The 24,643-nt window shown below is 72.1% G+C and carries 20 protein-coding genes; 16 read left to right on the plus strand and 4 right to left on the minus strand.

From position 1 onward, the window contains the following. The first annotated feature begins 22 nt into the window (after window positions 1-22). The 12 genes from IEY30_RS14220 (at window position 23) to IEY30_RS14275 (ending at window position 17,122) form a co-directional block, all read left to right on the plus strand. Complete coding sequence (locus tag IEY30_RS14220; RefSeq protein WP_229675012.1) at window positions 23-1,444, plus strand: glycoside hydrolase family 3 protein; 1,422 nt, start codon at window positions 23-25, stop codon at window positions 1,442-1,444. A gap of 1 nt (window position 1,445) precedes the next feature. Beyond that, window positions 1,446-2,378, plus strand: coding sequence for an endonuclease/exonuclease/phosphatase family protein (locus IEY30_RS14225; protein ID WP_030199272.1), 933 nt, complete (start codon window positions 1,446-1,448; stop codon window positions 2,376-2,378). Beyond that, a complete protein-coding gene (locus IEY30_RS14230; RefSeq protein ID WP_030199268.1) occupies window positions 2,375-3,697 on the plus strand; it encodes an exo-beta-N-acetylmuramidase NamZ family protein in 1,323 nt (440 codons plus the stop codon). The genes IEY30_RS14225 and IEY30_RS14230 overlap by 4 nt, the downstream gene beginning before the upstream one ends. Before the next feature lie 38 nt (window positions 3,698-3,735). Then, complete coding sequence (locus tag IEY30_RS14235) at window positions 3,736-5,478, plus strand: serine hydrolase domain-containing protein (RefSeq protein WP_030199265.1); 1,743 nt, start codon at window positions 3,736-3,738, stop codon at window positions 5,476-5,478. A 4-nt stretch (window positions 5,479-5,482) separates the two neighbouring features. Next, window positions 5,483-6,382, plus strand: coding sequence for a MurR/RpiR family transcriptional regulator (locus tag IEY30_RS14240; RefSeq protein WP_030199261.1), 900 nt, complete (start codon window positions 5,483-5,485; stop codon window positions 6,380-6,382). Between the two features lie 182 nt (window positions 6,383-6,564). Next, a complete protein-coding gene (locus IEY30_RS14245) occupies window positions 6,565-7,503 on the plus strand; it encodes an N-acetylmuramic acid 6-phosphate etherase (RefSeq protein WP_030199258.1) in 939 nt (312 codons plus the stop codon). 125 nt (window positions 7,504-7,628) lie between these two features. After that, window positions 7,629-8,957 carry an ABC transporter substrate-binding protein gene (locus tag IEY30_RS14250; RefSeq protein WP_030199255.1) on the plus strand — a complete coding sequence of 443 codons (1,329 nt, stop codon included), beginning with the start codon at window positions 7,629-7,631 and terminating at the stop codon, window positions 8,955-8,957. Window positions 8,958-8,967: 10 nt separating this feature from the next. Beyond that, on the plus strand, window positions 8,968-9,867 hold the full coding sequence (locus IEY30_RS14255) for a carbohydrate ABC transporter permease (RefSeq protein ID WP_030199253.1): 900 nt from the start codon (window positions 8,968-8,970) through the stop codon (window positions 9,865-9,867). Then, entirely contained in the window at window positions 9,864-10,775 is a 912-nt protein-coding gene (locus tag IEY30_RS14260; protein ID WP_030199250.1) for a carbohydrate ABC transporter permease, read from the plus strand. The genes IEY30_RS14255 and IEY30_RS14260 overlap by 4 nt, the downstream gene beginning before the upstream one ends. 13 nt (window positions 10,776-10,788) lie before the next feature. Continuing rightward, window positions 10,789-11,751: an N-acetylglucosamine kinase gene (locus IEY30_RS14265; RefSeq protein WP_030199248.1), complete on the plus strand. Its 963-nt coding sequence runs from the start codon at window positions 10,789-10,791 to the stop codon at window positions 11,749-11,751. A gap of 160 nt (window positions 11,752-11,911) precedes the next feature. Then, complete coding sequence (locus IEY30_RS14270; protein ID WP_052358584.1) at window positions 11,912-15,163, plus strand: glycoside hydrolase domain-containing protein; 3,252 nt, start codon at window positions 11,912-11,914, stop codon at window positions 15,161-15,163. A gap of 189 nt (window positions 15,164-15,352) precedes the next feature. Beyond that, window positions 15,353-17,122 (plus strand): alpha-amylase family glycosyl hydrolase, encoded by a 1,770-nt coding sequence (locus IEY30_RS14275; RefSeq protein ID WP_030199243.1) that lies wholly within the window; start codon window positions 15,353-15,355, stop codon window positions 17,120-17,122. A gap of 293 nt (window positions 17,123-17,415) precedes the next feature. On the opposite strand, the gene IEY30_RS14280 is transcribed toward IEY30_RS14275, so the two are convergent. Next, a complete protein-coding gene (locus IEY30_RS14280; RefSeq protein WP_030199240.1) occupies window positions 17,416-18,684 on the minus strand; it encodes an NAD(P)/FAD-dependent oxidoreductase in 1,269 nt (422 codons plus the stop codon). A gap of 140 nt (window positions 18,685-18,824) precedes the next feature. Here IEY30_RS14280 and IEY30_RS14285 point away from each other — a divergent pair, with 140 nt between their 5' ends. Further along, complete coding sequence (locus tag IEY30_RS14285; RefSeq protein WP_229675013.1) at window positions 18,825-20,459, plus strand: PucR family transcriptional regulator; 1,635 nt, start codon at window positions 18,825-18,827, stop codon at window positions 20,457-20,459. Window positions 20,460-20,494: 35 nt separating this feature from the next. Then, the gene (locus tag IEY30_RS14290) at window positions 20,495-21,157 is read left to right on the plus strand and encodes a nucleotidyltransferase domain-containing protein (RefSeq protein ID WP_052358583.1); all 663 of its coding nucleotides are present in this window, start codon (window positions 20,495-20,497) and stop codon (window positions 21,155-21,157) included. Window positions 21,158-21,162: 5 nt separating this feature from the next. Here the strand turns inward: IEY30_RS14290 and IEY30_RS14295 are convergent, their stop codons facing one another. Next, window positions 21,163-21,603 carry a VOC family protein gene (locus IEY30_RS14295; protein ID WP_030199232.1) on the minus strand — a complete coding sequence of 147 codons (441 nt, stop codon included), beginning with the start codon at window positions 21,601-21,603 and terminating at the stop codon, window positions 21,163-21,165. Window positions 21,604-21,740: 137 nt separating this feature from the next. Between IEY30_RS14295 and IEY30_RS14300 the strand changes: the two genes are divergently transcribed. Further along, entirely contained in the window at window positions 21,741-22,211 is a 471-nt protein-coding gene (locus IEY30_RS14300) for a hypothetical protein (protein ID WP_156035321.1), read from the plus strand. Between the two features lie 112 nt (window positions 22,212-22,323). Here the strand turns inward: IEY30_RS14300 and IEY30_RS14305 are convergent, their stop codons facing one another. Further along, window positions 22,324-22,515: a BldC family transcriptional regulator gene (locus IEY30_RS14305; RefSeq protein WP_045191048.1), complete on the minus strand. Its 192-nt coding sequence runs from the start codon at window positions 22,513-22,515 to the stop codon at window positions 22,324-22,326. A gap of 431 nt (window positions 22,516-22,946) precedes the next feature. Between IEY30_RS14305 and IEY30_RS14310 the strand changes: the two genes are divergently transcribed. Further along, complete coding sequence (locus IEY30_RS14310; RefSeq protein ID WP_030199226.1) at window positions 22,947-23,141, plus strand: DUF3073 domain-containing protein; 195 nt, start codon at window positions 22,947-22,949, stop codon at window positions 23,139-23,141. A 296-nt stretch (window positions 23,142-23,437) separates the two neighbouring features. Here the strand turns inward: IEY30_RS14310 and purM are convergent, their stop codons facing one another. Then, complete coding sequence (gene purM / locus IEY30_RS14315) at window positions 23,438-24,568, minus strand: phosphoribosylformylglycinamidine cyclo-ligase (RefSeq protein ID WP_030199221.1); 1,131 nt, start codon at window positions 24,566-24,568, stop codon at window positions 23,438-23,440. Between the last annotated feature and the right edge of the window lie 75 nt (window positions 24,569-24,643).

The raw sequence follows: 24,643 nt of genomic DNA on the forward strand, positions 1-24,643 counted from the left end.
GGCCCTGACGCAGTCGAGCAAGGTGCGCATCCCCCTGCAGGTCGCCATCGACCAGGAGCAGGGCGTCGTCACCCGCATCGGCCCGCCGGCCACCCAGTTCCCCGGGTCGATGGCCCTCGGTGCGGGCCGCAGCGCGCCCGACGCGCGCACCGCCGCCGCCATCACCGGCCGCGAGCTGCTCGCGATGGGCGTCAACACCAACTTCGCCCCCGTGTGCGACGTCAACGTCAACCCGCTCAACCCGGTCATCGGCACCCGGTCCTTCTCCTCGCACCCCGACCTCGCCGCCGAGCTCGTCGCGGCGCAGGTCGCGGGCTACCAGCGCGACGGCGGGGTGTCCTCCTCGGCCAAGCACTTCCCCGGCCACGGCGACACCGCGACCGACAGCCACGTTGCGTTCCCCGTCATCACCCATACGCGCGAGCAGTGGGAGTCGATCGACGCGCCGCCCTTCAAGGCCGCGATCAACGAGCAGATCGACATGATCATGACGGCCCACCTGGCCTTCCCGGCGCTCGACGACTCGGGCAACCCGGCCACCCTGAGCAAGCCGATCATGACGGGCGTCCTGCGCGGCGAGCTCGGCTACGAGGGCGTCATCGTCACCGACTCGCTTGCCATGCAGGGCGTCCGTGATCTCTACGGCGACGCCGAGGTCGCCGTGCGCGCCCTCCTCGCCGGCGTCGACCAGCTGCTCATGACGCCGGCCATGGACGACGCCTTCGCCGCCGTCCTCGACGCCGTCCGCAGCGGCCGCATCCCGCGGGAGGACGTCGACGCCAAGGTCCGCCGCGTCCTGAGCCTGAAGTACCGCCGCGGCATCGTGGCGCGGCCCTACGCCGACCCGAGCGCCGTCTCGTCCGTCGTCGGCACCCCGTCCCACCTCGCCGCCGCCGACTCCGTGTCGGACCGCACGACGACGCTCGTCAAGAACGACGCCGAGGCGCTGCCGATCGCCCCCAAGGGCAAGAAGGTGCTCGTCACCGGCTACGGCGTCTCGACGACGGCCACCCTGGCTGCGGCGCTGACCGCCAAGGGCGCCACCGTCCAGACGGTCCAGACCGGCACGTCCCCCACCGATGCCCAGGTCGCAGCCGCCGTGGCCGCTGCCGCCGACAAGGACGTCGTCGTCGTCACCACGATGAAGGCGTGGGACACCAGCGTCACCGACAAGCGCGGCGGCCAGCAGAAGCTCGTCAAGCAGCTGCTCGCCACCGGGACGACGGTCGTCGTCGTCGCCGTGCGCGACCCCTACGACATCGCCTACTTCACGAGCGCTCCGACCTACGTCGCGACCTACTCCTACAGCCCCGTCGCCATCGAGGCCGCAGCACGCGTCATCGTCGGCGACGTCGCCCCGACCGCGTCGCTGCCCGTCGACATCCCCGTCGCCGGAGACCCGGACACCGTCCTCTACCCCTTCGGCCACGGCCTCACCTACTGAGATGAGCGCCCTGAAGCGGATGGCCGTGGCGACGGCACTCGTCGTCGCCACGGCCACGGCCACGGCCACCGCGGCGCTGCCCGCCAGCGCCGAGCTCGGCGGAGCGAACCCGGCGACCGGCCAGAGCATTCCGTCCGTTCGCGCGGTCGTCGCGACGTACAACATCCACGCCGGGGCGGGCAGCGACAACCTCTACGATCTCGATCGGACGGCCGCCGCCATCCGTGCGCTCGACGCCGACGTCGTCGGCCTCGAGGAGGCGGACGTCCGCTGGGGCGACCGCAGCCAATGGGAGGACACCGTCGCCGAGCTCGGTCGCCGGCTCGGCATGCGGACCGCCTTCGCCCCGATCTACAGCCTCGCCCCTCCGACACCGGGCGCCCCCCGTCGGGAGTTCGGCGTCGCCCTGCTCTCGCGGCACCCGATCGTCGCCGTCGAGAACCACGACCTGACGCGCCTGTCGACACAGGACCCGAACCCGCTGCCCGCGCCGGCGCCGGGCTTCCTCGAGGCGACCATCCAGATCGGCGGCGCCCGCACCCACGTCTACGTCACCCACCTCGACTACCGGGGGGACCCCACAGTTCGGCGGCTCCAGGTCGCCGACACCGTCGCCGTCCTGGGCGAGGACCCGGTAGGCGCCAACCAGGTGCTCCTCGGCGACCTCAACGCCGACGCAGGCGCCCCCGAGCTCGCAGGGCTCTGGACCCGCCTGCGTGACGCCTGGGCCGTGGCGCCGACCCGTGACGGCGAGCCGGGCCTCAGCTACCCCGCCATCAACCCCACCAAGCGCATCGACCTCGTCGCGGTCTCCCCCGGCATCGACGTCGTCGACGCGACCACCGCCCACGACCCCACCCTCGTCGGCGCGAGCGACCACCGAGCAGTCGCCGCGACCGTCCTGCTCGACCAAGGATCGGAGAGCTCCAGATGACCAACCTCAACCGCAGGCAGCTGCTCACCGCCGGCGCCCTCGGCGCCGTCGCCATCCCCGCCACCGCCGCGGGTTCCATTGCAGCGCAGACCGGCCCGACGGCATACGCCAGCAACTACCCCAACAACCCGGTGACGACGGGTGCCCAGAGCGCGGCCGCCGCGAAGTGGTCGGCCCTGTCGGGACAGAAGGTCGGGGTCATCACCAACCCGACCGGCATCCTCACCAACCTGCGCACCATCGTCGACGAGATGCACGAGTCCGGCGCCGTCGACATCGTCGGCGTCTTCGGCCCCGAGCACGGCTTCCGCGGCACGGCGCAGGCGGGCGACTCCGAGGGCAACCACACCGACCCGCGCACCGGGCTCATGGTCTACGACGCCTACGGCGCCAACGCGGCCAAGATGACGACGCTCTTCCGCACGGCCGGTGTCGAGACCGTCGTCTTCGACATCCAGGACGTCGGCGCGCGCTTCTACACCTACATCTGGACGATGTACACGGCCATGCGTGCGGCCGTCGCCGTCGGCGCCCGCTTCGTCGTGCTCGACCGCCCGAACCCCATCGGCGGCAAGGCGATCGGCCCGATGATGACGACGCCGTGGACCTCGGGCGTCGGCGCCAAGGAGATCGTCCAGGCGCACGGCATGACGGTCGGCGAGCTCGCCCGCTACTTCGACGGCGAGTTCCTCACCGCCGACGCGGGTGGCCGGCTCACCGAGCTGTCCGTCATCGAGGTCAAGGGCTGGCGACGGGACGTGCCGTATGCCGTCACGGGCCTCCCGTGGGTCATGCCAAGTCCCAACATGCCGACTCCCGACACCGCGCTGGTCTACCCGGGCACCGGGATGTTCGAGGGCACCAACCTCTCGGAGGGTCGTGGCACGACGCGGCCGTTCGAGCTCGTCGGAGCACCGTTCGTCGACTACAAGTGGGCTGAACGTCTCGCAGCGCTCGACCTCCCGGGCGTCGGCTTCCGCGAGGCCTACTTCTCCCCGACCTTCAGCAAGCACACGGGCAAGGTCTGCGGCGGCGTGCAGGTCCACGTGACCGACCCCGCGGCGTTCGACCCGATCCGTTCCACCGTCGAGATGCTCGTCGCGGCCAAGGCGCTCTACAGCGGCTTCGAGTGGCGCTACGACTCCTACGACCCGGCCCGGCCGTACTGGATCGACAAGCTGACCGGGTCGCAGCGGCTGCGCACCCAGATCTCAGCCGGCGCCCCCGCCGACGAGGTCGTCGGCGCCTGGCAGGACGAGCTGGCGGCGTTCGACGCCCGCCGCCGCCAGTACCTCATCTACCGCGGCCCGGAGGCCTGAGCGCGCACCCCACGCGTCCCCGACAATCCAGGAGTGACATGCGACTGCGCACCCTCGTCCCGGCCGCCCTCGGCAGCCTCGCCCTCGCGGGCAGCCTCGTGACGGCCGGCCCCGCCGGCCGCGCCGCGGCCGACGACTTCAGCAAGCCCGACCGTGGTTTCGCCCCGCCCAACACCGTCCTGTCCGACGCGAGCCCCGCGTCGGTCGGCCTCGGCCCGGCACCCATCGCCGAGGCCGTGGCGCAGATCCACGGCCACGAGCAGGTCGACCCGAGCGGGCACCCCCTCTTCGCCGGCGCCGTGGGGATCATGGGCCACGAGGGCCGCATCGTCGAGCGCGACGCGAGCGGCTGGGCGCTGCGCTACGCCGACGCGACCACCGAGCTCCCCCGCGACCAGTGGGAGCCGATGCGCACCGACACGATCTTCGACCTCGCCTCGGTCTCGAAGCTCTTCACCTCGATAGCCGTCGTCCAGCTCATCGAGGAAGGCCGCGTCTCCCTCGAGAGCCCGGTCGCGGCATACCTCCCCGAGTTCGCGGCGAACGGCAAGGAGTCCGTCACCGTGCGCCAGCTGCTGACGCACACGTCGGGCTTCACGTCGTGGCTCCCGCTGTGGAGCAAGTGGCCCGACAAGGCCTCGCGCATCAAGGCCGTCATGGACCGGCCGCTCACCAACGCGCCGGGCTCGACCTACCTCTACAGCGACCTCAACCTCATCACCCTCGGCGTCATGGTCGAGAAGCTGCGGGGCGAGCCGCTCGACGCCGTCGTGCACGACCGCATCACCGCGCCGCTCGGCATCAAGGACACGGGCTACAACCCGACCGACAAGGCCCGCACGGCCGCCACGGAGTACCAGACGGCCCCGCCGCGCGGCATGGTGCGCGGCGAGGTCCACGACGAGAACGCCTGGTCGCTCGGCGGCGTCGCCGGTCACGCCGGCGTCTTCTCCACCGTCGACGACCTCGCGGTCCTGTCGCAGGCCCTGCTCAACGGCGGCGCCTACCGCGGCGAGCGCATCCTCAGCCGCAAGAGCGTCGAGGCCCTCATCACCAACTTCAACGAGGCCTTCCCCGGCGACTCCCACGGTCTCGGCTTCGAGCTCGACCAGCGCTGGTACATGGACGCCCTGAGCGGCCCGCGCACCGCCGGCCACACCGGCTACACCGGCACCTCGATCGTCATCGACTTCACGTCGCGCTCGTTCGCCATCCTGCTCACCAACCGCGTGCACCCGTCCCGCAACTGGGGATCGATCAACCTCGCGCGGCGTGAGTGGGCGCACGGGCTCGCCGCGGCGATGGCCATCCGCCCCCGACACGGCGACACCGCCTGGTTCACCGGCGGCGAGAACGCGACGACGACCACGCTCACGACACCGGCCCTGCCGGTGGGCCCACGCGGCGGCCGGCTCGGCTTCGACCTCTTCCTCGACACCGAGGAGACCGACCTGCTCCACCTCGAGCGCTCGACCGACGGTGGCGCCACGTGGACGGGGCTGCCCTTCGACGTCGTCGACCGCGGCACGACCGAGACCGCCGACGGCGTCGTCTCCGGCTCCGGCACCAGGCGCTGGGTGCAGGTCCGGGCCGACCTGCCCGCCGGCTCGCAGCAGCTGCGCTGGCGGCACACGACCGACGGCGGCTACCTCGGCCGCGGCGTCGCCGTCGACGACGTCGTCGTCCAGGGCCCGGGCGGCGTCCTGCTCGACGGAGAGAAGACACCGGACGCCTTCACCGCAGACGGATGGCGCCTGTCCGGTCGCGACGCCGTAGCGTAGGCCCATGCCCAGGACCGAGGACGGGGCCTCGTCCCCCGCAGGCGCCGCGAGCGCATCGCTGCTCATCCGCCTGCGGGGGATCAAGCCCTCGCTGTCACCAGCCGAGGACCGTGTCGCCGACATCGTCCTCGCCGACGCGCGCCGCGCGGCCGGGCTCACCATCAGCGAGCTCGCCACCGCGGCGCGCACGTCCGAGACGACGGTGCTGCGCTTCTGCCGCCGGCTCGGGCTCCCGGGCTACCCCCAGCTGCGGCTCGCCCTCGCCGAGGAGTCGGCGCACCCGCGCACGATGAGCCGCAGCGGCACCGACATCAGCGCGAGCGACACCATCGACGACATCATCGCCAAGGTCGCCTTCACCGACGCGAGCGCCGTGGAGGAGACCGCCCAGCAGCTCGACCGCGAGGCCCTCGCATCCGCCGCCGCCGCCATCGCCAAGGCCGGCCGCGTCGACATCTACGGCATCGGCGCGAGCGCCATCGTCGGCACCGACCTGCAGCAGAAGCTGCACCGCATCGGCATCGTCGCCTTCGCCTGGAACGACCCCCACATCGCCCTGACGAGCGCCACCCTGCTCGGCCCGGGCGACATCGCCGTCGGGATCTCCCACTCCGGCACGACGACGGAGACCATCGAGGCGCTGGCGGCCGCGCGCTCCACCGGCGCACGCACCGTCGCGATCACGAACTTCCCGCTCTCGCGGCTCGCGTCGGGCGTCGACTTCCTGCTCACCACCGCCGCGCGCGAGACGAGCCTGCGCTCGGGCGCGACGGCCAGCCGCATCGCCGCGCTCACGGTCATCGACTGCCTCTACATCGCCGTCGCCCAGCGCAACCTGCGCCGGGCCCGCAAGGCCGTCGCCGACACGCGCGAGGCCGTCGCCGGCCACCACGTCACCGACTGACCCTCCCCGTCGAGTGCCCAGTTCCTCACGTCGGAAAATGCGCACTCGAGCGTCGAGTGCCCAGATCGTCACGTCGGGAAGTGGGCACTCGAGTGGGGTGGAACAGCACGGCGCGACCGTGACCGGAATGTTACTCATTTACAGCATTGACGCCTTAGTCGTAGGAAACTAACCTCGCTCGGGTGAGCAGCGAGGTGACCGTGGACGCCCCCACCGAGGAGCGCCATCCGGGGACGACGTCCATCGACACCCACACCTCCCTCGACATCCTCCGGGCGCTCAACGCCGAGGACGCGACTGTCGCCCGGGCCGTCAGCGAGGTCCTGCCCGACCTGGCCCGCCTCGTCGACCTGGCCGTCGAGTCGCTCCGCGCCGGCGGCACCGTCCACTACTTCGGCGCCGGCACGTCCGGCCGCCTCGCGGTGCTCGACGCGGCCGAGCTGCGCCCCACCTTCAACGCCCCCGCCGGTCTCGTCGTCGCCCACCACGCCGGCGGGCCCGAGGCACTCCTCCAGGCGATCGAGAACGTCGAGGACGACTTCGACCTCGGCCGGTCCGAGGCGGACGCCCTGCGACCCGGAGACATCGCCATCGGGCTCACGGCCTCAGGGCGTACGCCGTTCGTGGCCGGCGCTCTCGCGCGGGCCCGCGAGGTGGGCGCCGTGACCGCCCTGGTCACGGCCAACCCGGCCGCCGAGCTCGCCGTCCACGCCGACATCCTGCTCGCCGTGCGCACCGGCCCCGAGGCCCTGACCGGCTCGACCCGCCTCAAGGCCGGCACCGCCCAGAAGCTCGTCCTCAACTCCTTCTCGACCGCGGTGATGATCCGGCTCGGCCGCACGTGGAGCAATCTCATGGTCGACGTCGTCGCGACGAATGCCAAGCTCCGCGGCCGGGTCCTGCGCATCCTCCGGGAGGCCACGGGCGCCGACGCCGACCAGGCTCGCGACGCGCTGGACGCAGCGGACGGCGAGCTCAAGCCCGCGCTGCTGTCCATGCTCGCCGGCGTCGACGCCACCACGGCCCGCGACGCCATCTCCGCCCACGACGGCTCGGTCGCCCGTGCCCTGGCCTCTCTGGGCGGCCAGGTCTCGCAGGCCGCCGCCGAGCCCACCGCCTGACGCCGCACCCGCCCACACGACCCGACACGACACGACACGAAGCCTCGAGCGCGACCCCGTTACCCCACACCCCCCACCCACGTGCCCGCCCAGGCACCTCGCAAGAACCCGACAGGAGCACCACCATGACGTTCGCCTCACGCCCTCCCGGCTCGTCGCGGCGCGCACGCCGCACGGTCCTCACGATCGCCGCGCTCTCCGGAGCCCTGCTCGTGACCGCCTGCTCGCCCTCCTCGTCGGGCTCCTCGGACTCCACCGGCGCAGGTGGTGACGGCAAGGTCACCCTCACGGTGTGGTCGTGGCGCGTGGAGGACGAGGCGGCATACAACAAGATCTTCGACGCCTACGAGAAGGCCCACCCCAACGTCAACGTCGACTTCAAGGCGTTCAAGGCGACGGAGTACAACAAGATCCTCGCCACCGGCCTGGCCGGCTCGAGCGGCCCCGACGTGCCGCAGGTGCGCTCCTACGGCCAGCTGCAGGGCACCGTCGCGAGCAAGTCGCTGCTGCCCCTCGACGGCAAGGTCGACCTGACCGGCTGGGACGAGAACGTCGTCGCGAGCGCCAAGGGCAAGGAGGACGGCAAGACCTACTCCGTGCCGCTCGCCCGCCAGACGGTCCAGATGTTCTACAACCAGGGCCTCTTCGAGAAGAATGGCCTCAAGGCCCCGACGACGTGGGACGAGTTCCTCGCCGCCAACGACAAGCTCATGGGGGCCGGCGTCACGCCGATCGCCGTCGGCGCCAAGGACGACTGGACGCTGCCGATCGTGCACGAGGTGCTCGCCGGCTCGCGCTTCGGCGGCAAGGCCTTCCAGAGCGAGGTCCTGTCGGGCAAGAAGTCCTTCACCGACCCCGACTGGGTCGCGTCGGTCAAGGTCGTCGGAGACCTCGAGAAGTACATGCCCAAGAACGTCACCGGTGTCGCTCAGACCGACGCCCAGACGCTCTTCTCGGCCGAGAAGGCCGCGATGATCCCGGGCGGCAGCTTCGACCTGTCGGTCCTGCAGAAAGCCAACCCCGGCATGAAGATCGGCATCTTCCAGGTGCCGCCGGCCCCGGGCTCGCCGAGCGGCTCGAGCGCGACGACGGCAGGATGGGCCGATGGCAACTTCGCCGTCTCCGCCAAGTCGAAGCACCCCAACGAGGCCACGGAGCTCGTCACGTGGATGACCTCCAAGGAGTTCGGCCAGATGGTCAACGACGACATCAAGCAGATCTCTGCCGTGCCGGGCGTCGAGCCGACCGACCCGCTGCTCAAGCAGATGAGCGACAACTACAACAACTCCGGGTCGCCGTACCTGCTGCTCACCGACTTCCGCTACGGCGCGCCGTCGGGCACCGACCTGCTGGGCAAGGGCCTCCAGCAGATGCTGCTCGGCTCCAAGGACGCCGCCGGCGTGAGCCAGGACCTCGACACGGGTGTCAAGACCTGGTTCAAGCCGAGCGCGTGACGGATCCCGCATGAGGCGCCGCACCGGCCTGGTCTTCGTCGCGCCGGCGCTCGCGCTCTTCGCGGTGTTCGTGCTCTACCCGATGGTGACGGCGTTCTCCTACGCCTTCTTCCAGTGGCAGGGCACGACCCGCGGAGAGTTCGCGGGGGCCCAGAACTTCGTGACGCTCTTCACCCGGGCCCCCTTCACGACCGACCTGCCGCAGGCCCTGCTGCACAACGTGCTCTTCTTCCTCGGCACGATGCTCATCCAGAACACCTTCGGCCTGACGATCGCCTACCTGCTCTACAGCCGACCGCGCAGTCGGCGGATGCTGCAGACGCTCTACGCGATGCCCTACCTCGTCAGCCCGATCGTCATCGGCTACCTCTGGACCCTGCTGCTGTCGCCGACCTTCGGGCCCGTCAACACGCTGCTGACCAAGGTCGGCCTCGAGTCGTGGGCCCTCCCGTGGCTCGGCGACCCGAAGACCGCGATCTGGGTCGTCATCCTCGTCAGCGTGTGGCAGTGGATCGGCTTCCCGGTGCTGCTCTACGGCGCGGCGCTGGGTGGCGTCCCCGAGGAGCTGACCGAGGCCGCCCGCGTCGACGGCGCGACCAACCGGCAGGCGTTCTTCAAGATCACCCTGCCGCTCCTCGTGCCCGCCATCGGCACGGTCTCGGTGCTGACGTTCATCTTCGCGATGGAGGCCTTCGCCCTGCCGTACGCCTTCGGCGGTTCGACCGGAAACCCCGCGGGCGCAACGGACTTCGTGTCACTGCTCTTCTACCGCACGGCGTTCGACTCCGGCGCGACCGATGCCATCGGCAGCTCGTCGGCCCTCGCGACGCTGCTCTTCCTCATCATCTTCGGCGGCGCCTACGCCGCCACGGCCGTGCTGCGCCGTCACGAGCGGAGGATCACCGCATGACCACCGCCGTCGTCACCACCGAGGCCCCGTCGGAGCAGGCGGTCGTCCCGACGACCCAGGCCCGTCGGGGCCGGCGTCCCTCGCGGGCCAACCGTCCCGTCGGCGGCGCGGGCGCCGGCGTGCTCCTGTGGGGGTATGCCGCCCTGGCGCTCGTGCCGCTGCTGCTCATGGTGAGCAACAGCTTCCGCACGAACGCCGACCTCATCACCGACCCGCTCGGGCTGCCCACTCCCCCGACGGTGGACAGCTACGTCGAGGCGTGGACGACCGGCAACTTCGCGACGTACTTCGGCAACTCGCTCGCGGTGACCGTGGGCGCCGTCGCCATCTCGACGGCGGTCGCGACGATGGCGGCCTACGCCCTCGCGCGCGGTCGCTCGCGGATCTTCCGGTGGCTCGAGTCGCTCTTCCTGTCCGGCCTCATGCTGCCGATCCACCTCGCGATCCTGCCGATCTTCTACCTCTTCGACGGGCTCGGCCTCATCGACTCCCGCCTCGGCCTGATGCTGATGTATGCCGCGTCGGGCATCCCGTTCTCGATCTTCGTCCTCACGACGTTCTTCCGGCAGCTGCCCGAGGAGCTCGAGGAGGCAGCGGCCCTCGACGGCGCGAGCAGCTGGCAGACGTTCTGGCGGATCATGGTGCCGCTCGTGCGACCCGCACTGGCGACCGTCGCGGTCTTCCGCTTCGTGCCGATCTGGAACGACTTCCTCTTCCCCCTCGTGCTGCTGCGCCGCGAGGAGAAGTACACCCTGCCTGTGGGGCTGACGAACTTCTTCGGCGAGAACGCAACCAACTACTCGGCCGTGTTCGCCGGCCTGGTCATCACGACCATCCCGCTCATCCTGCTCTTCCTCGTCGCGACCAAGCAGATCGTCGCGGGCCTCACCGCCGGCATGGCGAAGTGACCGGGTCGCCCGCGTGAGCGAGCCGAGCACGTCCGCGACCGGCAGGGTCGTCGCCGTCGACGTCGGCGGTTCGGGACTCCGCCTGCAGTCGTATGCCGTGGGGCCGGGTCCGGTGCTCGCCGCTCCCGGCGCTCGCGTCGGGGCGGGCGGGATCGACGTGGCCGCCCTCGTGGCCGACGCCCGTTCGCTGCTGGACGCTGGTGACGGCGAGATCGCCTCAGGCGCAAGGGCGCCCGAGGTGCTCGCGTGGTCCATGCGTGGGCTGCTCTTCCTCGCCGACCGCAGCGACGTGCTGCGCACCGTCGCCGAGGGCCTGGGCGCCCGGCGCACGATCGTCGTCAGCGACGCGGTCGCGGGCCTCGTCGGCGCGACCGGCCGCGTCGGGCCCGGGGCCGTCGTCGCCGCGGGCACCGGCGCCGTCGCCTTCGGCACCGACTTCGACCGGCAGTGGCGCCGTGTCGACGGGTGGGGGCACGTGCTCGGCGACGCCGGGTCGGCCGCCGCGCTCGGCATAGCCGGCCTGCGGGCGGCCCTGCGCGCCCATGACGGGCTGCCCGACGGATCGGCCACCCTGCTGTCCGCTGCCGTCGACCTTCTCGGTCCGCCCGAGGGGTGGCCGCGACTCGTCATGACCACCGCCGACGCACCCGAGCGCCTCGCGTCGGTCGCTCCGCTCGTGACGGAGGCAGCAGGCTCCGACCCCGTCGCGCAGACCCTGTGCGTGCGGGCCGGGTCCGACCTCGCCGACTCGCTGCTCCGCGCCGCCGACGGGCTCGAGAGCCCGCACCTCGCCGCGACCGGCGGCCTGCTCGCCGCCACCCCCGTCGCGGACGCGCTCGACCGGCGCCTCGCCGAATGCGGCGCCCGACGCTCCCCCACCCACGGTGGGGCGCTCGACGGCGCCCTGCTCCTCGCCCGGCAGCTGCGCGACACGGGGCACGTGCCCGAGCACCCGGCATACCTCCTGACGCGGTGAACCACGGCCAGCTCGCGCGTGGGACGGGTGGGGCGATAGGGGCCCGTGGGGCCGCTGAGCGCGATACCGTCGCAGAGGTGGCGTAATGGGTGTTTTGTGCCGCGGCGACAGGGACCGCGGCTGGACCGTACGACTGCCGTGACGTTCGAGAGGTTCTGACATGACCGCTGCATGGTGCCGACTCACGGCTCTCGCCGGTGCTGCCGCACTGGCCCTCGGTGGCGCGACCACCGCGACGGCCGAGCCGGTCACGGCCTCGGCGCCGGCCTCGGCCTCGGCCGTGCAGGCAGCGACGGCTGCTGCCCCGGCCCTCCCCGTCGGCACGCGAGCAGTGGACTACCGCGGCGTCCGCGTCTCCGTCCCCGCCGACTGGCCGGTCATCGACCTCGACGCGGACCCCACGCGGTGCCTGCGGCTCGACGTCAAGGCCGTCTACCTCGGCCGGCCCCGCAGCCAGCAGGACTGCCCCGCGCACAAGGTCGGGCGCACCGAGACCGTCTGGCTGCACCCCGGGACCGACCTGGCGACGGCCGCCACGACGTCGGGGACCACTTCGCTCGGCAGGCTCCGGGCGCACACCGGGTCCGACCCCGTGGCCCGCACCAAGACCGCGCGGTTCGCCGCGCAGGACGTGCAGGTCGACGCCACGTGGGGCACCGCCGAGTCGGCCGTCGACGACGTCCTCGCCACCGCGACGACGAGCTCGACCACCAGCTCGACCGCGACCTCGCCCACGACCTCCTCCACCACCTCGTCCACGCCGGGCTCGCGCGCCGGCGCCTCCCTGACGACCGCGTCCACCGGGACCGCTGTCACGACCGCCACCACCGTCGCTGCGTCCGGCCCCCGCACCTTCACCGGCATGGGGTTCGACGCGTGCGCCGCCCCCAGCGTCTCCACCATGCAGTCCTGGCTGTCCTCCCCCTACCGCGCCGCCGGCATCTACATCGGCGGCTCGATGCGTGCCTGCCCCGACGGCAACCTGTCGTCGAGCTGGGTCAGCCAGGTCAGCACGATGGGCTGGGGCCTCATCCCGATCTACGTGGGCGTCCAGGCCCCCTGCGTCAACCAGACCGGGCTGGCCACCATCGACCCGAAGCAGGCTGCGGCCCAGGGCAAGGCGGCCGCTGCGGACGCGGCCGGCCGCGCGGCGTTCTTCGGCCTCGGCGCCGGGTCGCCGATCTACTACGACATGGAGGCCTACGCTCCGAGCGCCTCCTGCACCTCCACGGTCCTGACGTTCCTCACGGCCTGGACCCAGGAGCTGCACGCCCGCGGCTACACCTCCGGCGCGTACGGCAGCACCGGGTCGCTCATGGTCGACCTGTCCAAGGCCGTCGGCACGACGGGCTTCACGGCGCCCGACAACGTGTGGTTCGCCAACTGGAACGGCCTGCAGACCCTGTCCGACTCGGCGAAGTACCCCGCTTTCCGGGACAACTACTGGGCCAACGGCCAGCGGATCCACCAGTACAGCACCGGCAGCGAGACGTGGGGCGGCGTCAACATCAACATCGACGCCAACTGGGTGGGCGGCCGCGTCACCGGCAACCCGGTGCCGATCAGCTACGGCGCCGGCATCGTCGGCCCCGGCGGCCCGTCCTTCCTCTTCACCGGCAACATGTACTACTGGAAGCCCAACCAGGGGCAGGGCCTGCAGGGCCGCGCCTACTACACGTACACCACCTACTCCGCGGACGGCAGCACCGAGGAGAACGGCGCGACGTGGTCGCCCAGCCTCTCGACGGGGTTGTATGCCGTGAGCGCCTACGTCCCGGCGACCGGAGCGACCGCCAACGCCCGCTACGCCGTCACCGACGCGACCGGCACGAAGACGACGTCCCTCGACCAGTCGACCCTCTCCGGCTGGGCTTCCCTGGGCAGCTACTTCGCCCGCAACGGCACGTCCGTCCGCGTCCACGCCAGCGACAGCAGCACCGTCTCCACGACCAAGCAGGTCGGGGTCGACGCGATGCGCTTCTCGCTCGTGGCGACGGCACCGTCCGCGCCCACCTCGGTGTCGGCGGTCCCCGACAACGGCCGGGCGACGGTCCGCTGGACCGCCGCCGCCGCCAACGGCAGCCCGGTCACGGGCTACACGGTCAAGGCGTCCCCGTCGGGCGCGACGACCACGGTGTCGGGGTCGGCCGCGTCCGTGACGATGACGGGACTGAGCAACGAGACCGCCTACACCTTCACGGTCACGGCGACCAACGTCGTGGGCCCCGGACCGGCGTCGAGCCCGTCGGCTGCCGTCCGGCCGTCGTCCTTCTCGCACGTCGTCCCTGTGGCGCCTTCACGCGTCCTCGACACGCGCTACGGAACGAAGGCCAACCCGGTGCGCACACCCATCTCGGCGGGGGCCTCCCTGCCCGTCAAGGTCGCGGGCGTTGCGGGGTCGTCCGTGCCGGCCGGAGCGACAGGCGTGATGGTCGACCTCACGGCGTCGGCACCTCAGAGGACCGGCTACCTCAGTGCAGGTTGGTCAAGCGCAAGCAACAGCTCGGTCATCGACTTCACGGCCGGCCGCGCCGTCACGAATATGCATGTGGGTCGTCTGTCCTCCGGTGGCACCCTGACGATCGTCAACCACTCAGCGGGTACGGTGCACGTCATCGCCGACGTCACCGGCTACCTCACGACCAGCGGGACCACCAACCGCTGGACGAGTCCCGCCCCCACGCGGATCCTCGACACGCGCTCCGGCACGGCCAGCAACCCCGTCCGCACCGCCCTCGCCGCGGGCGCCTGGCTCACCGTCAAAGTAGCCGGCGTCAGCGGGTCGCCGGTGCCCACAGGAGCAACGGCCGCAGCCGTCCACCTGACCACGACGGCGCCACAGAAGGTCGGTTACCTCAGCGTCGGGGCTACCGGTTCCAGTGCGAGCGCGGTCACAAACTTCCCGGCCAACCGCTCTGTGACGAACCTCCTCGTGAGCCGCCTGTCGTCGTCGGGGACCTTGACCATCGTCAACCACTCAGCGGGGACGGTCCACGTGCTCGCTGATGTCAGCGGCTACGTCACAGGGGCTAGCACGTCCAACCAGTGGGCCACGACAGCGCCAACTGCCCTGCTCGACACCCGATACGGCACGAAAGCCAACCCGGTCCGCACCGCCCTCGGCGCCAATGCGTCACTGACTGTCAAGGTCGCTGGCGCCACCGGTTCCCCTGTGCCTGCGGGGGCCAAGAGCGCCGCAGTCAACGTCATCGCCCTGGCCCCGAGAAGCTCAGGTCGCCTCACTGTCGACTCCATGACCGCGAGCAGTACCTCGACTGTCAGCTTCGTCGCAGGGCAGACCGCGGGAAACCTCTACGTCGGCCGTCTCTCCAGCGCCGGCACGGTCACCGTCACCAACCACTCCAGTGGCACGGTCCAGCTCGTAGCCCACGTCACCGGCTACCTGCGATGACCGGGGGCGCTGGCCGGGTTCGCTGATCCGGGGCGCTGGCCGGGTTCGCTGATCCGGGGCGCTGCGACGGGACGCCGAGCCGGTCGACGGGCTGACGGGTCGGGCGGGACGATCGGGTACGACACCCATCGGTCCCCAACCGGCCCGAGCCCGTCGGCTCGGCCGACCCCTCCCGACGTCTGGAGCCCCATGTCCGAGCGCGACACCCCCCGACCCGGACTGGGCTCGATGCCGCACGAGGGCGGCACCGCCTTCCGCGTCTGGGCCCCGAACGCCGACGCCGTCGCGGTCACCGGCAGCTTCACCGACTGGTCCGAGGACGGCCACGCCATGGTCGCCGAGGAGGACGGGCACTGGTACGCCGACGTCGAGGGCGCCGGTCCGGGCGACGAGTACCAGTTCGTCATCACCAACGGCGAGCAGCGCCTCATGCGCATCGACCCGCGGGCCCGCGTCGTGACGAACTCGTCCGGCAACGGGGTGGTCTACGACCGCGAGGCCTTCGACTGGGAGGGTGACACCTTCGGCTGCCCGCCGCACGACGACCTCGTCATCTACGAGGCGCACATCGGCTCGTTCGTCGCAGCCGAGGGCGACGCGGGCGACCTCGGGGGCGTCGCCGGGAAGCTCGACCACCTCTCCGACCTCGGCGTGAGCGCCGTGGAGCTCATGCCGGTCACCGAGTTCGCGGGCGACTACTCCTGGGGATACAACCCCTCCAACCCCTTCGCCGTCTCGAGCAGCTACGGCGGCCCGGACGCGCTCAAGGACTTCGTCAAGCAGGCCCACCGGCACGGCATCGCGGTGATCCTCGACGTCGTCATCAACCACTTCGGTCCGAGCGACCTCGCGCTGTGGCAGTTCGACGGGTGGAGCGAGAACGAGAAGGGCGGCATCTACTTCTACAACGACGAGCGCTCGTCGACGCCCTGGGGCGACACCCGGCCCGACTACGGGCGCGAGGAGGTGCGCGCCTACCTGCACGACAACGTCCTGATGTGGCTCGAGGAGTTCCACCTCGACGGGCTGCGCTTCGACGCCACGCTCTACGTGCGCACCATCGACGGCCTCGGCACCGGCGACGTGCCCGAGGGCTGGGAGCTGATGCGCTCGATCACCGGGGCGGTCCGCGAGAGCCACCCCGACAAGATCCTCATCGCCGAGGACCTGCAGTCCGACCCGGCCATCACCACGGTCGACGACGACGGCGCCGGCTTCCACGCCCAGTGGGATCCCGGCTTCGTCCACCCGGTGCGGAACGTCCTGACCGCCGTGGACGACTCCGAGCGCTCGATGTCCGAGCTCGCCGAGGCCCTGCGCGGCAACGACGAGCCGTTCCGGCGCGTCGTCTACACCGAGAGCCACGACGAGGTCGCCGAGGGCGGCCTCCGGGTGCCCGACGAGGTCGACGGCGGCGACCCCACCGGCTGGGCGGCGCAGAAGCGCGCGACCCTCGGGCTGGCCATGACGCTGACGGCTCCCGGCATCCCGATGCTGTTCCAGGGTCAGGAGTTCCTCGAGGGCGAGGAGTTCCGCGACACCGTGCCGCTCGACTGGGACCGTGCCGAGCAGTTCCGCGACCTCGTGCGCCTCACGAGTGACCTCATCCGGCTGCGCCGCGACGCCGACGGGGTCTCGCGCGGCCTGCGCGGCGAGGGCTTCGAGGTGCTGCACCTCGACGACGAGGCCAAGACCCTCTCGTGGGCCCGCCGCTCGGGCGACGACGTCGCCGTGGTCGTCGTCAACGCCTCGGCCGAGCCGCAGGACATCACGACGGGTATGCCGTCCGCCGGGCTCTGGTCGGTCCGCTTCAACTCCGACGCCGCCACCTACAGCGCCCTCTTCGCCGGCCATGAGACGCACGACGTGGACGCCACCGACGAGCCCGTCGACGACCAGCCCGCCGGTGGCACCGTCTCCGTGGGCGCCTACAGCCTCGTCGTGCTGACGCCGGCCTGAGTCACGACGTCGACATCGGTTCGGATCGGCACCCATCCGTTCCGCATGACGTCTCCGAACCCCTGTGGACGGCCGCCGCCGCACTGAGGGGTCCGGCGGTGGCCGTGCAGGGCGCCCGGTCGCCCTGCCGTTGCGCGGGGGGACGCGCACGGAGGCCCACCTGACGCATTCGTCAGGTGGGCCTTGTGCTGCGTGCACGCCTCCGCCTGCGCCAGGGCCGGCCGGTGTGCTCCGACCGGCCGGCCCTGTCGACGGCCCTGTCGACGGCGCATCGACGGCACGTCAGCGGCGCCTCAGCGCAGCGGGTTGAAGGGCGCGAGCTGCTCGGGCGCGCGGCCGGTGACCATCTGCTCGGCGAGCAGGCGGCCGGTGACCGGGCCGAGGGTGATGCCCCACATGCCGTGACCGCCGGCGAAGAAGACCTTGGGGTTCTTCGACGCGCCGATGAGCGGCAGGCCGTCGACGGTGCAGGGGCGCGAGCCGACCCACTCGTCCTGGCGGTGGTCGAGGTCGGCGCCCTTGAGCAGCGGGCGGGCGGACTCGACGATGGCCTTGACGCGGCGGCGGTCGAGCGCGGCCTCGGGCTGGCGGAACTCCATCATGCCGGCGACGCGCAGGCGGTCACCGACCGGCGTGCAGGCCACGCGGGCGGCCGGGAAGTAGACGGGGCCGTTGGGCAGGTCCTCGACCTCGACGCTGAAGGAGTAGCCGCGGCCGGCCTGGACCACGCGCTTGACGCCGAACTCGCGGGCCAGCTTGCCCAGCCACGCGCCGGTCGCGACGACGACGGCGTCGTAGTGCTCGGCCTGGCCGAAGTCGTTGGTGACGAGGACGCCGGTCGGGGTGTCGGTGATGCGCGAGACGGCGCTGCCGGTGACGATCTTGCCGCCGCGGGCGGTGACGGAGTCGGCGAGAGCGGCGACGTAGGCGCCGGGGTTGATGAAGCGCTGGCCGTGCAGCACGATCGCGGCGCCGATCTCGTCGGACAGGGCCGGCTCGATCGCACGGGCTTCGTCGCCGGTCAGGGCGTCGAAGGTGATGTCGCCACCGGAGGCGTGGATGTGCTCGATCTCCTCGAGGAGGGTCTGGCGCTCCTCGGCGGTGCGGTAGGCCGCCGTGAACGACTTCGCCTCGTATGTCTCGGCGTCGACGCCGCCGGCCTTCAGCAGGTCGAAGCTCTGCAGCGACAGGTCGTTGACGGGCACGAGGGCGCCCATCGCCTTCTTCCACGCCGTCATCGTGCTGTGGCGGGTGAAGCCGGTGACGAACCGCAGGAAGTCGGGACGCGCGCTCGGCGGCACGTAGACGGGCGAGCTCGGGCTGAACACGGCTCGCAGGCCGTACTTGAGCACGGCGGGCTCGGGCAGCGGCGTCGCGATGCCGGGGGTCAGCCAGCCGGCGTTGCCCCAGGACGCGCCGGCGGCCACGCCGTCGCGGTCGATGACGGTGACCTCGACGCCACGCTCCTGGAGGAACCAGGCGGTCGCGAGACCGACCATGCCGGCGCCGACGACGGCGACGCGCTCGGGGACGGGGGTACCGGCGGGGGTCACGGCGGGCATTCGATCGACTCCTGTGTCAGGTCTGGTGGGTGGCCTCGACTCCATGGTGGGGCCGACCGGACTCGCCTCCGTGGTGCTGGGCAACCAACGTCTGCCCTTGTCGTTGTGCCGAGAGCACCATCGCGGGACACAATGGTTGTATGCCGTCCGCCCCGCCCCGCTCGACGCGTCAGTCCGCGACCCGCACCTCCTCGACGACACCGGTCGGCCTGCCCGTCGCGCAGCTCGTGGGCACCTTGGGCGGCGGCCTGCTCACGGTCGTCGTCGACGCCGGCGGTCCGGCCGTCGACGACGTGACCCTCGCCGAGCCCGGGTCCGGCGTCTTCGGACAGGCCGGCGACCTGCTGCTCGGGGTCGGCGTCGAGCGCCCGGCGGACGCGACCGCGCTGCTGGAGGGCGCGGCCGCGGTGGACAGTGGCGCCGTGGTGCTGCGCAGGGCCGCCGCTCGCCACCGCCAGGTGAGGGCGGCGGCGGCCCGCGTCGGCGTCAGCCTCGTGGAGCTCGCCGACCACGCGTCGTGGGCCCACGTCGTGTGGCTGCTGCGCGGTGTCCTGGACCGGGCTGCCAGCGGTCCGGCCGTGCGCGCCGAGGGGCCGGTCCTCGACGAGCTCTTCGTCCTCGCCGACGCCTGCGCGGCACTCGTCGCGGCGCCGATCACCATCGAGGACACCCAGTCGCGCGTGCTCGCCTACTCCTCGACGCAGGACGTCGCCGACCCGGCTCGCGTCTCCACGATCGTCGGGCGCCGGGTGCCCGAGGAGGTCATCGCCGGCCTGCGCGGACGCGGGGTGTTCCGGCGGCTCGCGCGGTCCGACGAGCCCTTCTTCGTCCCGGCCGGACGCGGCCTCGGCGCGCGCGTCGTCGTCCCCGTCCGCGCCGGCACCGAGTGGCTCGGCTCGATCTGGGCCGTCGTCGACGAGGAACCCCCCGAGCCGGTCATGGCCTCCCTGGCGCAGACGGCCGCGGTCGTGGCCCTGCACCTGCTGCGGATGCGGTCGCAGGCAGACCTCGCTCGCCGGGTGTCGGCGGACCGGCTCCGAGCCGTGCTGAGTGGCGACACGCACGAGGCCGAGGGCTGGCTCCCACCCGCACCCTGGCGGGTCGTGGTGCTGGCCGGCGCCCACCGCGACCGCAGTGTCGCCGCGCGCGGGGGCGCACCGCGCGATGCCGAGCGCGAGCTCGACGTCTGGGAGTCCGCCGCGCGCCGCCGGTCGTGGCGACAGCCGCTCCTCGCGATCTTCGACGGCGTGGCGCTGACCCTCGTGCGCGACGTGCCCGGAGACACCTCGCCGGGCTCGTGGGAGTGGCTGCACGGCGTCGTCGAGGAGGTCGCCGGGGTGGCCCCGACCGCCACGGCGAGTGCCGGCGGTCGGGTTTCGCGCACCGTCGACCTCGACCGGTCGCGTCGTGAGGCCACCGAGGTCCAGCGCCTGCGCGACGCAGGCCGCGTCACCGGCACGACGACCACGGTCGAGGACGCCTGGGCCGCCGTCACCAACGCCCGCGCCCTCGGCGGCATCTGGACCGAGGAGCTGCTGGGCCCCGTCGCGACCCTGCGCGAGCACGACGAGGCCCACCACACGGCATACCTCGAGACGGTGGCCGCCTGGCTCGACCACCCGGGCGACCCCCGGGCGGCGGCCGCCCGGATCCACGTGCACCCCAACACGCTCCGCTACCGCATGCAGCGCCTGTCCGACGTCGTCGAGCTCGACCTGCACGACCCCGAGACCCGCCTCGCCCTGCGGCTCCAGCTGCGCGCCCTCGGCCACTGACGCCGGCCCCGACGCCCCGTCACTAGGGTGAAAGCGTGTCGACGTCCGAGAAGCGACCCGCGACGCGCCCTCCGGCCGACGAGGAGCGGATGACCCAGGAGGACTTCGAGAGGGTCTACGGCCCGCTGGACCCCCTGTCCCCGAGCGAGCTGCGCGTGCTGCTCGACGGGCTGGACGTCCCGTGGTGGGTGGTCGGCGGGTGGGCCGTCGAGGCCTTCACCGGCGTGCGGCGCCACCACGAGGACATCGACGTCGCCGTCTTCCGGCGCGACCTGCCCGCAGTGCGCGCCCATCTCGAACCCCACTTCCACCTCTGGGCGGCCGGCGACCGGGGGCTGCTCCACCTGGCGCCCGGACGCGAGATGCCGGAGGACGCGGAGCAGGTGTGGTTCCGAGAGCACGCCCTGGCGCCGTGGCGCGGCGAGGTCCTTCTCAACCGCGACGTCGACGGACGGTGGCAGTTCAAGCGCGACCCGTCGCTCGTCCTCGACCTCGACGACGCCACGTGGCAGCGCGACGGCGTGCGCTACCTGCGCCCCGAGCTCGTCCTCGCCCACAAGGTGAGGTCGACCCGTGCCAAGGACCACGCGGACCTCGAGGCCGCACTCCCCCTGCTCGACAGCGCCCAGCGCGAACTGCTGACGCACGTCGTGAGCCAGCACGGGGCCGACCACCCGTGGCGCGAGCGGCTGGGCTGAGAGACTCAGCTCTCTCCGAGGTGCACCGTGCCGTCGGGGTCGACGTGGAAGCTCGGGTTGTGCACGAGGTCCCAGCGGAAGCCGTCGGGGTCGGCCACGCAGGCACTGACCCCGCCCCAGTTGCGCACGGTCGGCGGCGCGACCGAGGTGGCCCCGGCGGCCAGGGCCGCGGCATACAACCGCTCGACCTCCTCGGCGGCACCGACGTTGTGACCGAGCGAGACGGGCGGGGCGGACGGGCCGTGGGCGACGTCGCCGTACTCGCCCGGCATCTGCGTGACGTCCCACAGCGCCAGGAGCTGTCCGGGCGCGCACTGGACGAAGCTGATCTCGCCGTCGAGGTGGAGCACCGACCGGAAGCCGAGCCCGTCGACGTAGAACGCGCGCGACCGCTCCACGTCCCGGACGCCGAGGGTGATGGCGGTGATGTCGGGAGACGTCGTCATCCCTCCACCGTAGGGCCGGCCACCGACGTCGCCGAGCCGTAAGGCCGAGGTAACCGCCGCGTCATGGAGTTCGCGCCCGCGGAGGACTTGACTCGTGGACGAGCCGGTCAGGGTGATCGGCCGAAAGGTGGAAATCCATGTCTCACAATCCGATTCGGTCCAGCATCCGAGCGATCGCGGTGGCCGCGGTCGGGGTCACGACCGCCCTCGCCGGCGGCGCCGCAGCCCACGCAGGCGGCGTCTCCGGGCCGGCCTTCTACGTCGACCACGAGCTCTACCGGACGGTCGCGACGCCGACCGACCTCAGCCTCACGGGCGCCCCGGCGCAGGCGTGGGACACCATCTACAGCTTCGGCGCCGTCCAGCGCAGCGTCGCGACCGCAGCCCCGGGAGATCCCGGCTACAACGGCGGCCGCTGGCAGGTGCACGCCGTCTCACTCACGGGCACGTATGCCGCCGCCCTGGCCGCGGGCGACCACGACCGCGACGGCGTGCTCGACGCCGCGGACGAGGTGCAGGCCGCGATCGCCGCCGGCGCGCTCGTCGACGACGGCATCGTGAGGTACTTCGTCTGCACGGTCAACCCGGTCCCCCACGGCCAGGCCTGACCGCACACCCGCGCAGCCCGAACAACCGAGCCGGAAGCAGTCGGGGGAGGCGCACCGTGTGGCGCTCCTCCCCCGACGTCGTGACCGGCTACCCCCAACTGTTCGGTCTAGCTCAGTGCCCGCCACCCAGAAGGTCGCGAACCTCTGACTCGCGGTACCTCCGGTGCCCACCAAGGGTCCGGATCGAAGTCAGCTTGCCTGCCTTGGCCCATCGAGTGACCGTCTTGGGGTCCACTCGGAACAGGGCCGCCACCTCGGCAGGTGTCAGCAGCTTCTCGGTCTCGTGTCGATCCTGAGTCGTCATTGTCATATCCCCACCACCCTGTCGCTAGGTGCAGCGACACGCATGCGCCCCAATCGGGGCTCAGTAAAGCAAGGGTAAAGTCTCGGCCCGCCGAATGGCAGTTAAACACTGAAAAGAGTCAAATCGTCCCGGTTTCACAGGACCTGGTGTATAGGAACCCACGCCGTCGGTGGCCTCTGGACGACCTCCTGCCGGCCCGCCGTGGCCGCCGGCTCGGCAACCCGCGCGGTGGCTGTCCCGGTGGCCCCTCCGGTGGCTGCCCTGACGCCTCGGCGAGCCGTGGTCCCGCGGGCGCGGGATTTGCGCCACTCATGTAGCGTTAGGCCCACGAGAACACACACATTCCCGGGACCGCTACGCAGACATCGAAGAGCCATCCGGCACTTCGAGGGGCGATGCCGTCCCGGCACGACGCACGAGGGGGTCACGCCATGGGGCGCGGCCGAGCCAAAGCCAAGCAGACCAAGGTCGCACGGCAGCTCAAGTACTACACACCCGACACGGACTTGAGCGCGCTGGAGCGTGAGCTGCACGGGCCGTCGCAACGCGACGTCTCCAACCAGCCGCGATCCGTCGACGACGACGAGTACGACGAATACGGGAAGTGGGTCTCGGGCGAGCGCTGAGCTCGTCCTCCCCCTTCCGTCTGCACCTCGTGCGTCGGGTGTTCACACCCGGCGCGCGATCGGTGCTGCCCTCGAGGCAGCTGACGCGCCGGCCAGCAGCACCGGTCCGGTCGCGTCGGAGTGACGCATCGATGCCCGCGCACCCTCCTGGGGTGCGCGGGCTCGTCACACCTTCGCGTATGCCGTGTCGCCGGGTCCCGAGGGACGCGGGTCGTTGAGGGCCGGCCGAGTGCACTGGCCCCATGCGCGTGATCGCGCCCGAGGCCGACCCCGCGGCCCCCCTCGGGGCCTGTCTGTCAGGCGGTCGGGTGCTCGCCGACGACCTGCACCGCGCCGCCATCGACGCCCTTGGCGCCTCGCACGATCTCGACGCCGTCCGCGACGAGTCCACCGGCGTGCGCCCGCTCCTCGGTCGCGACCTCGCCGAGCCGCCAGGCCGCGATGCCCCGGGCCTCGCTCACCTCGATGGCGCGGTCGGCCTGGTCGGCGGGCAGCACGGCGACGAAGCCGATGCCCTGGTTGAGGGTCCGCTCGATGTCCGCCTGCGGCACGCGGCCGAGGTCCTGGACCGTGCGGAAGACCGCCGGCGGGGTCCAGGTGCTGCGGTCGACGCGGGCGAACATGCCCGTGGGCAGGACGCGGGCGAGGTTGGCGGCGAGCCCACCACCGGTGACGTGGCTGAGCGCGTGCACGTCGACGCCGTCGGTCGCGATGAGCTCGAGCAGCGGCTTGGTGTAGATGCGGGTCGGCTCGAGCAGCTCCTCGCCGAGGGTGCGGCCGAAGTCCTCGACGTGCCGGTCGAGCTCCCAGCCGGCGCTCGAGACGACGCGGCGCACCAGGCTGTAGCCGTTGCTGTGCAGGCCGCTGCTTGCGAGGGCCACCACGACGTCACCGTCGGCGACGCGCTGCGGACCCAGCACCGCGGCATACTCCACGACTCCGGTCGCGGCGCCGGCCACGTCGTACTCGTCGGGGTGGAGCAGGCCCGGGTGCTCGGCGGTCTCGCCGCCGACGAGGGCGACGCCCGCCTCCTCGCAGGCGCGGGCGATGCCGCCGACGATGGCGGCGATCCGCTCGGGCACGACCTTGCCGGTGGCGATGTAGTCGGTCATGAAGAGCGGCTCGGCGCCGCACACGACGATGTCGTCGACGACCATCCCGACGAGGTCGAAGCCGATGGTGTCGTGGACGTCGAGCGCCTGGGCGATGGCGACCTTGGTGCCGACGCCGTCGGTGCTCGTGGCGAGGATCGGGCGGGTCATCCGGGCGATGGCGCTCGCGTCGAACATCCCGGCGAAGCCGCCGAGGCCGCCGACCACCTCGGGGCGGGTCGCGCGGCGCACCGACGCCTTCATCAGCTCGACGGCCTTGTCACCCGCCTCGACGTCGACACCGGCGGAGGCATAGGTGATGGGGGCGTCGCTCACCCGCCCAGCCTACCGGCGCCACCGGAGCGCGCTCTCGTGCGGCCGGCGTGTGGCCATCGGGAGGTCATCGGGAGG

The sequence above is a fragment of the Terrabacter tumescens genome (genome assembly GCF_014646815.1).
Taxonomy (GTDB): domain Bacteria; phylum Actinomycetota; class Actinomycetes; order Actinomycetales; family Dermatophilaceae; genus Terrabacter; species Terrabacter tumescens.

What these genes read in the sequence shown, in the direction of transcription:
- IEY30_RS14225 (WP_030199272.1), top strand. Translation starts at nt 1,446, where the DNA reads ATGAGCGCCCTGAAGCGGATGGCCGTGGCGACGGCACTCGTCGTCGCC.
- IEY30_RS14230 (WP_030199268.1), top strand. Translation starts at nt 2,375, where the DNA reads ATGACCAACCTCAACCGCAGGCAGCTGCTCACCGCCGGCGCCCTCGGC.
- IEY30_RS14235 (WP_030199265.1), top strand. Translation starts at nt 3,736, where the DNA reads ATGCGACTGCGCACCCTCGTCCCGGCCGCCCTCGGCAGCCTCGCCCTC.
- IEY30_RS14240 (WP_030199261.1), top strand. Translation starts at nt 5,483, where the DNA reads ATGCCCAGGACCGAGGACGGGGCCTCGTCCCCCGCAGGCGCCGCGAGC.
- IEY30_RS14250 (WP_030199255.1), top strand. Translation starts at nt 7,629, where the DNA reads ATGACGTTCGCCTCACGCCCTCCCGGCTCGTCGCGGCGCGCACGCCGC.
- IEY30_RS14255 (WP_030199253.1), top strand. Translation starts at nt 8,968, where the DNA reads ATGAGGCGCCGCACCGGCCTGGTCTTCGTCGCGCCGGCGCTCGCGCTC.
- IEY30_RS14260 (WP_030199250.1), top strand. Translation starts at nt 9,864, where the DNA reads ATGACCACCGCCGTCGTCACCACCGAGGCCCCGTCGGAGCAGGCGGTC.
- IEY30_RS14270 (WP_052358584.1), top strand. Translation starts at nt 11,912, where the DNA reads ATGACCGCTGCATGGTGCCGACTCACGGCTCTCGCCGGTGCTGCCGCA.
- IEY30_RS14275 (WP_030199243.1), top strand. Translation starts at nt 15,353, where the DNA reads ATGTCCGAGCGCGACACCCCCCGACCCGGACTGGGCTCGATGCCGCAC.
- IEY30_RS14280 (WP_030199240.1), bottom strand. Translation starts at nt 18,684, where the DNA reads ATGCCCGCCGTGACCCCCGCCGGTACCCCCGTCCCCGAGCGCGTCGCC.
- IEY30_RS14285 (WP_229675013.1), top strand. Translation starts at nt 18,825, where the DNA reads ATGCCGTCCGCCCCGCCCCGCTCGACGCGTCAGTCCGCGACCCGCACC.
- IEY30_RS14295 (WP_030199232.1), bottom strand. Translation starts at nt 21,603, where the DNA reads ATGACGACGTCTCCCGACATCACCGCCATCACCCTCGGCGTCCGGGAC.
- IEY30_RS14300 (WP_156035321.1), top strand. Translation starts at nt 21,741, where the DNA reads ATGTCTCACAATCCGATTCGGTCCAGCATCCGAGCGATCGCGGTGGCC.
- IEY30_RS14305 (WP_045191048.1), bottom strand. Translation starts at nt 22,515, where the DNA reads ATGACGACTCAGGATCGACACGAGACCGAGAAGCTGCTGACACCTGCC.
- IEY30_RS14310 (WP_030199226.1), top strand. Translation starts at nt 22,947, where the DNA reads ATGGGGCGCGGCCGAGCCAAAGCCAAGCAGACCAAGGTCGCACGGCAG.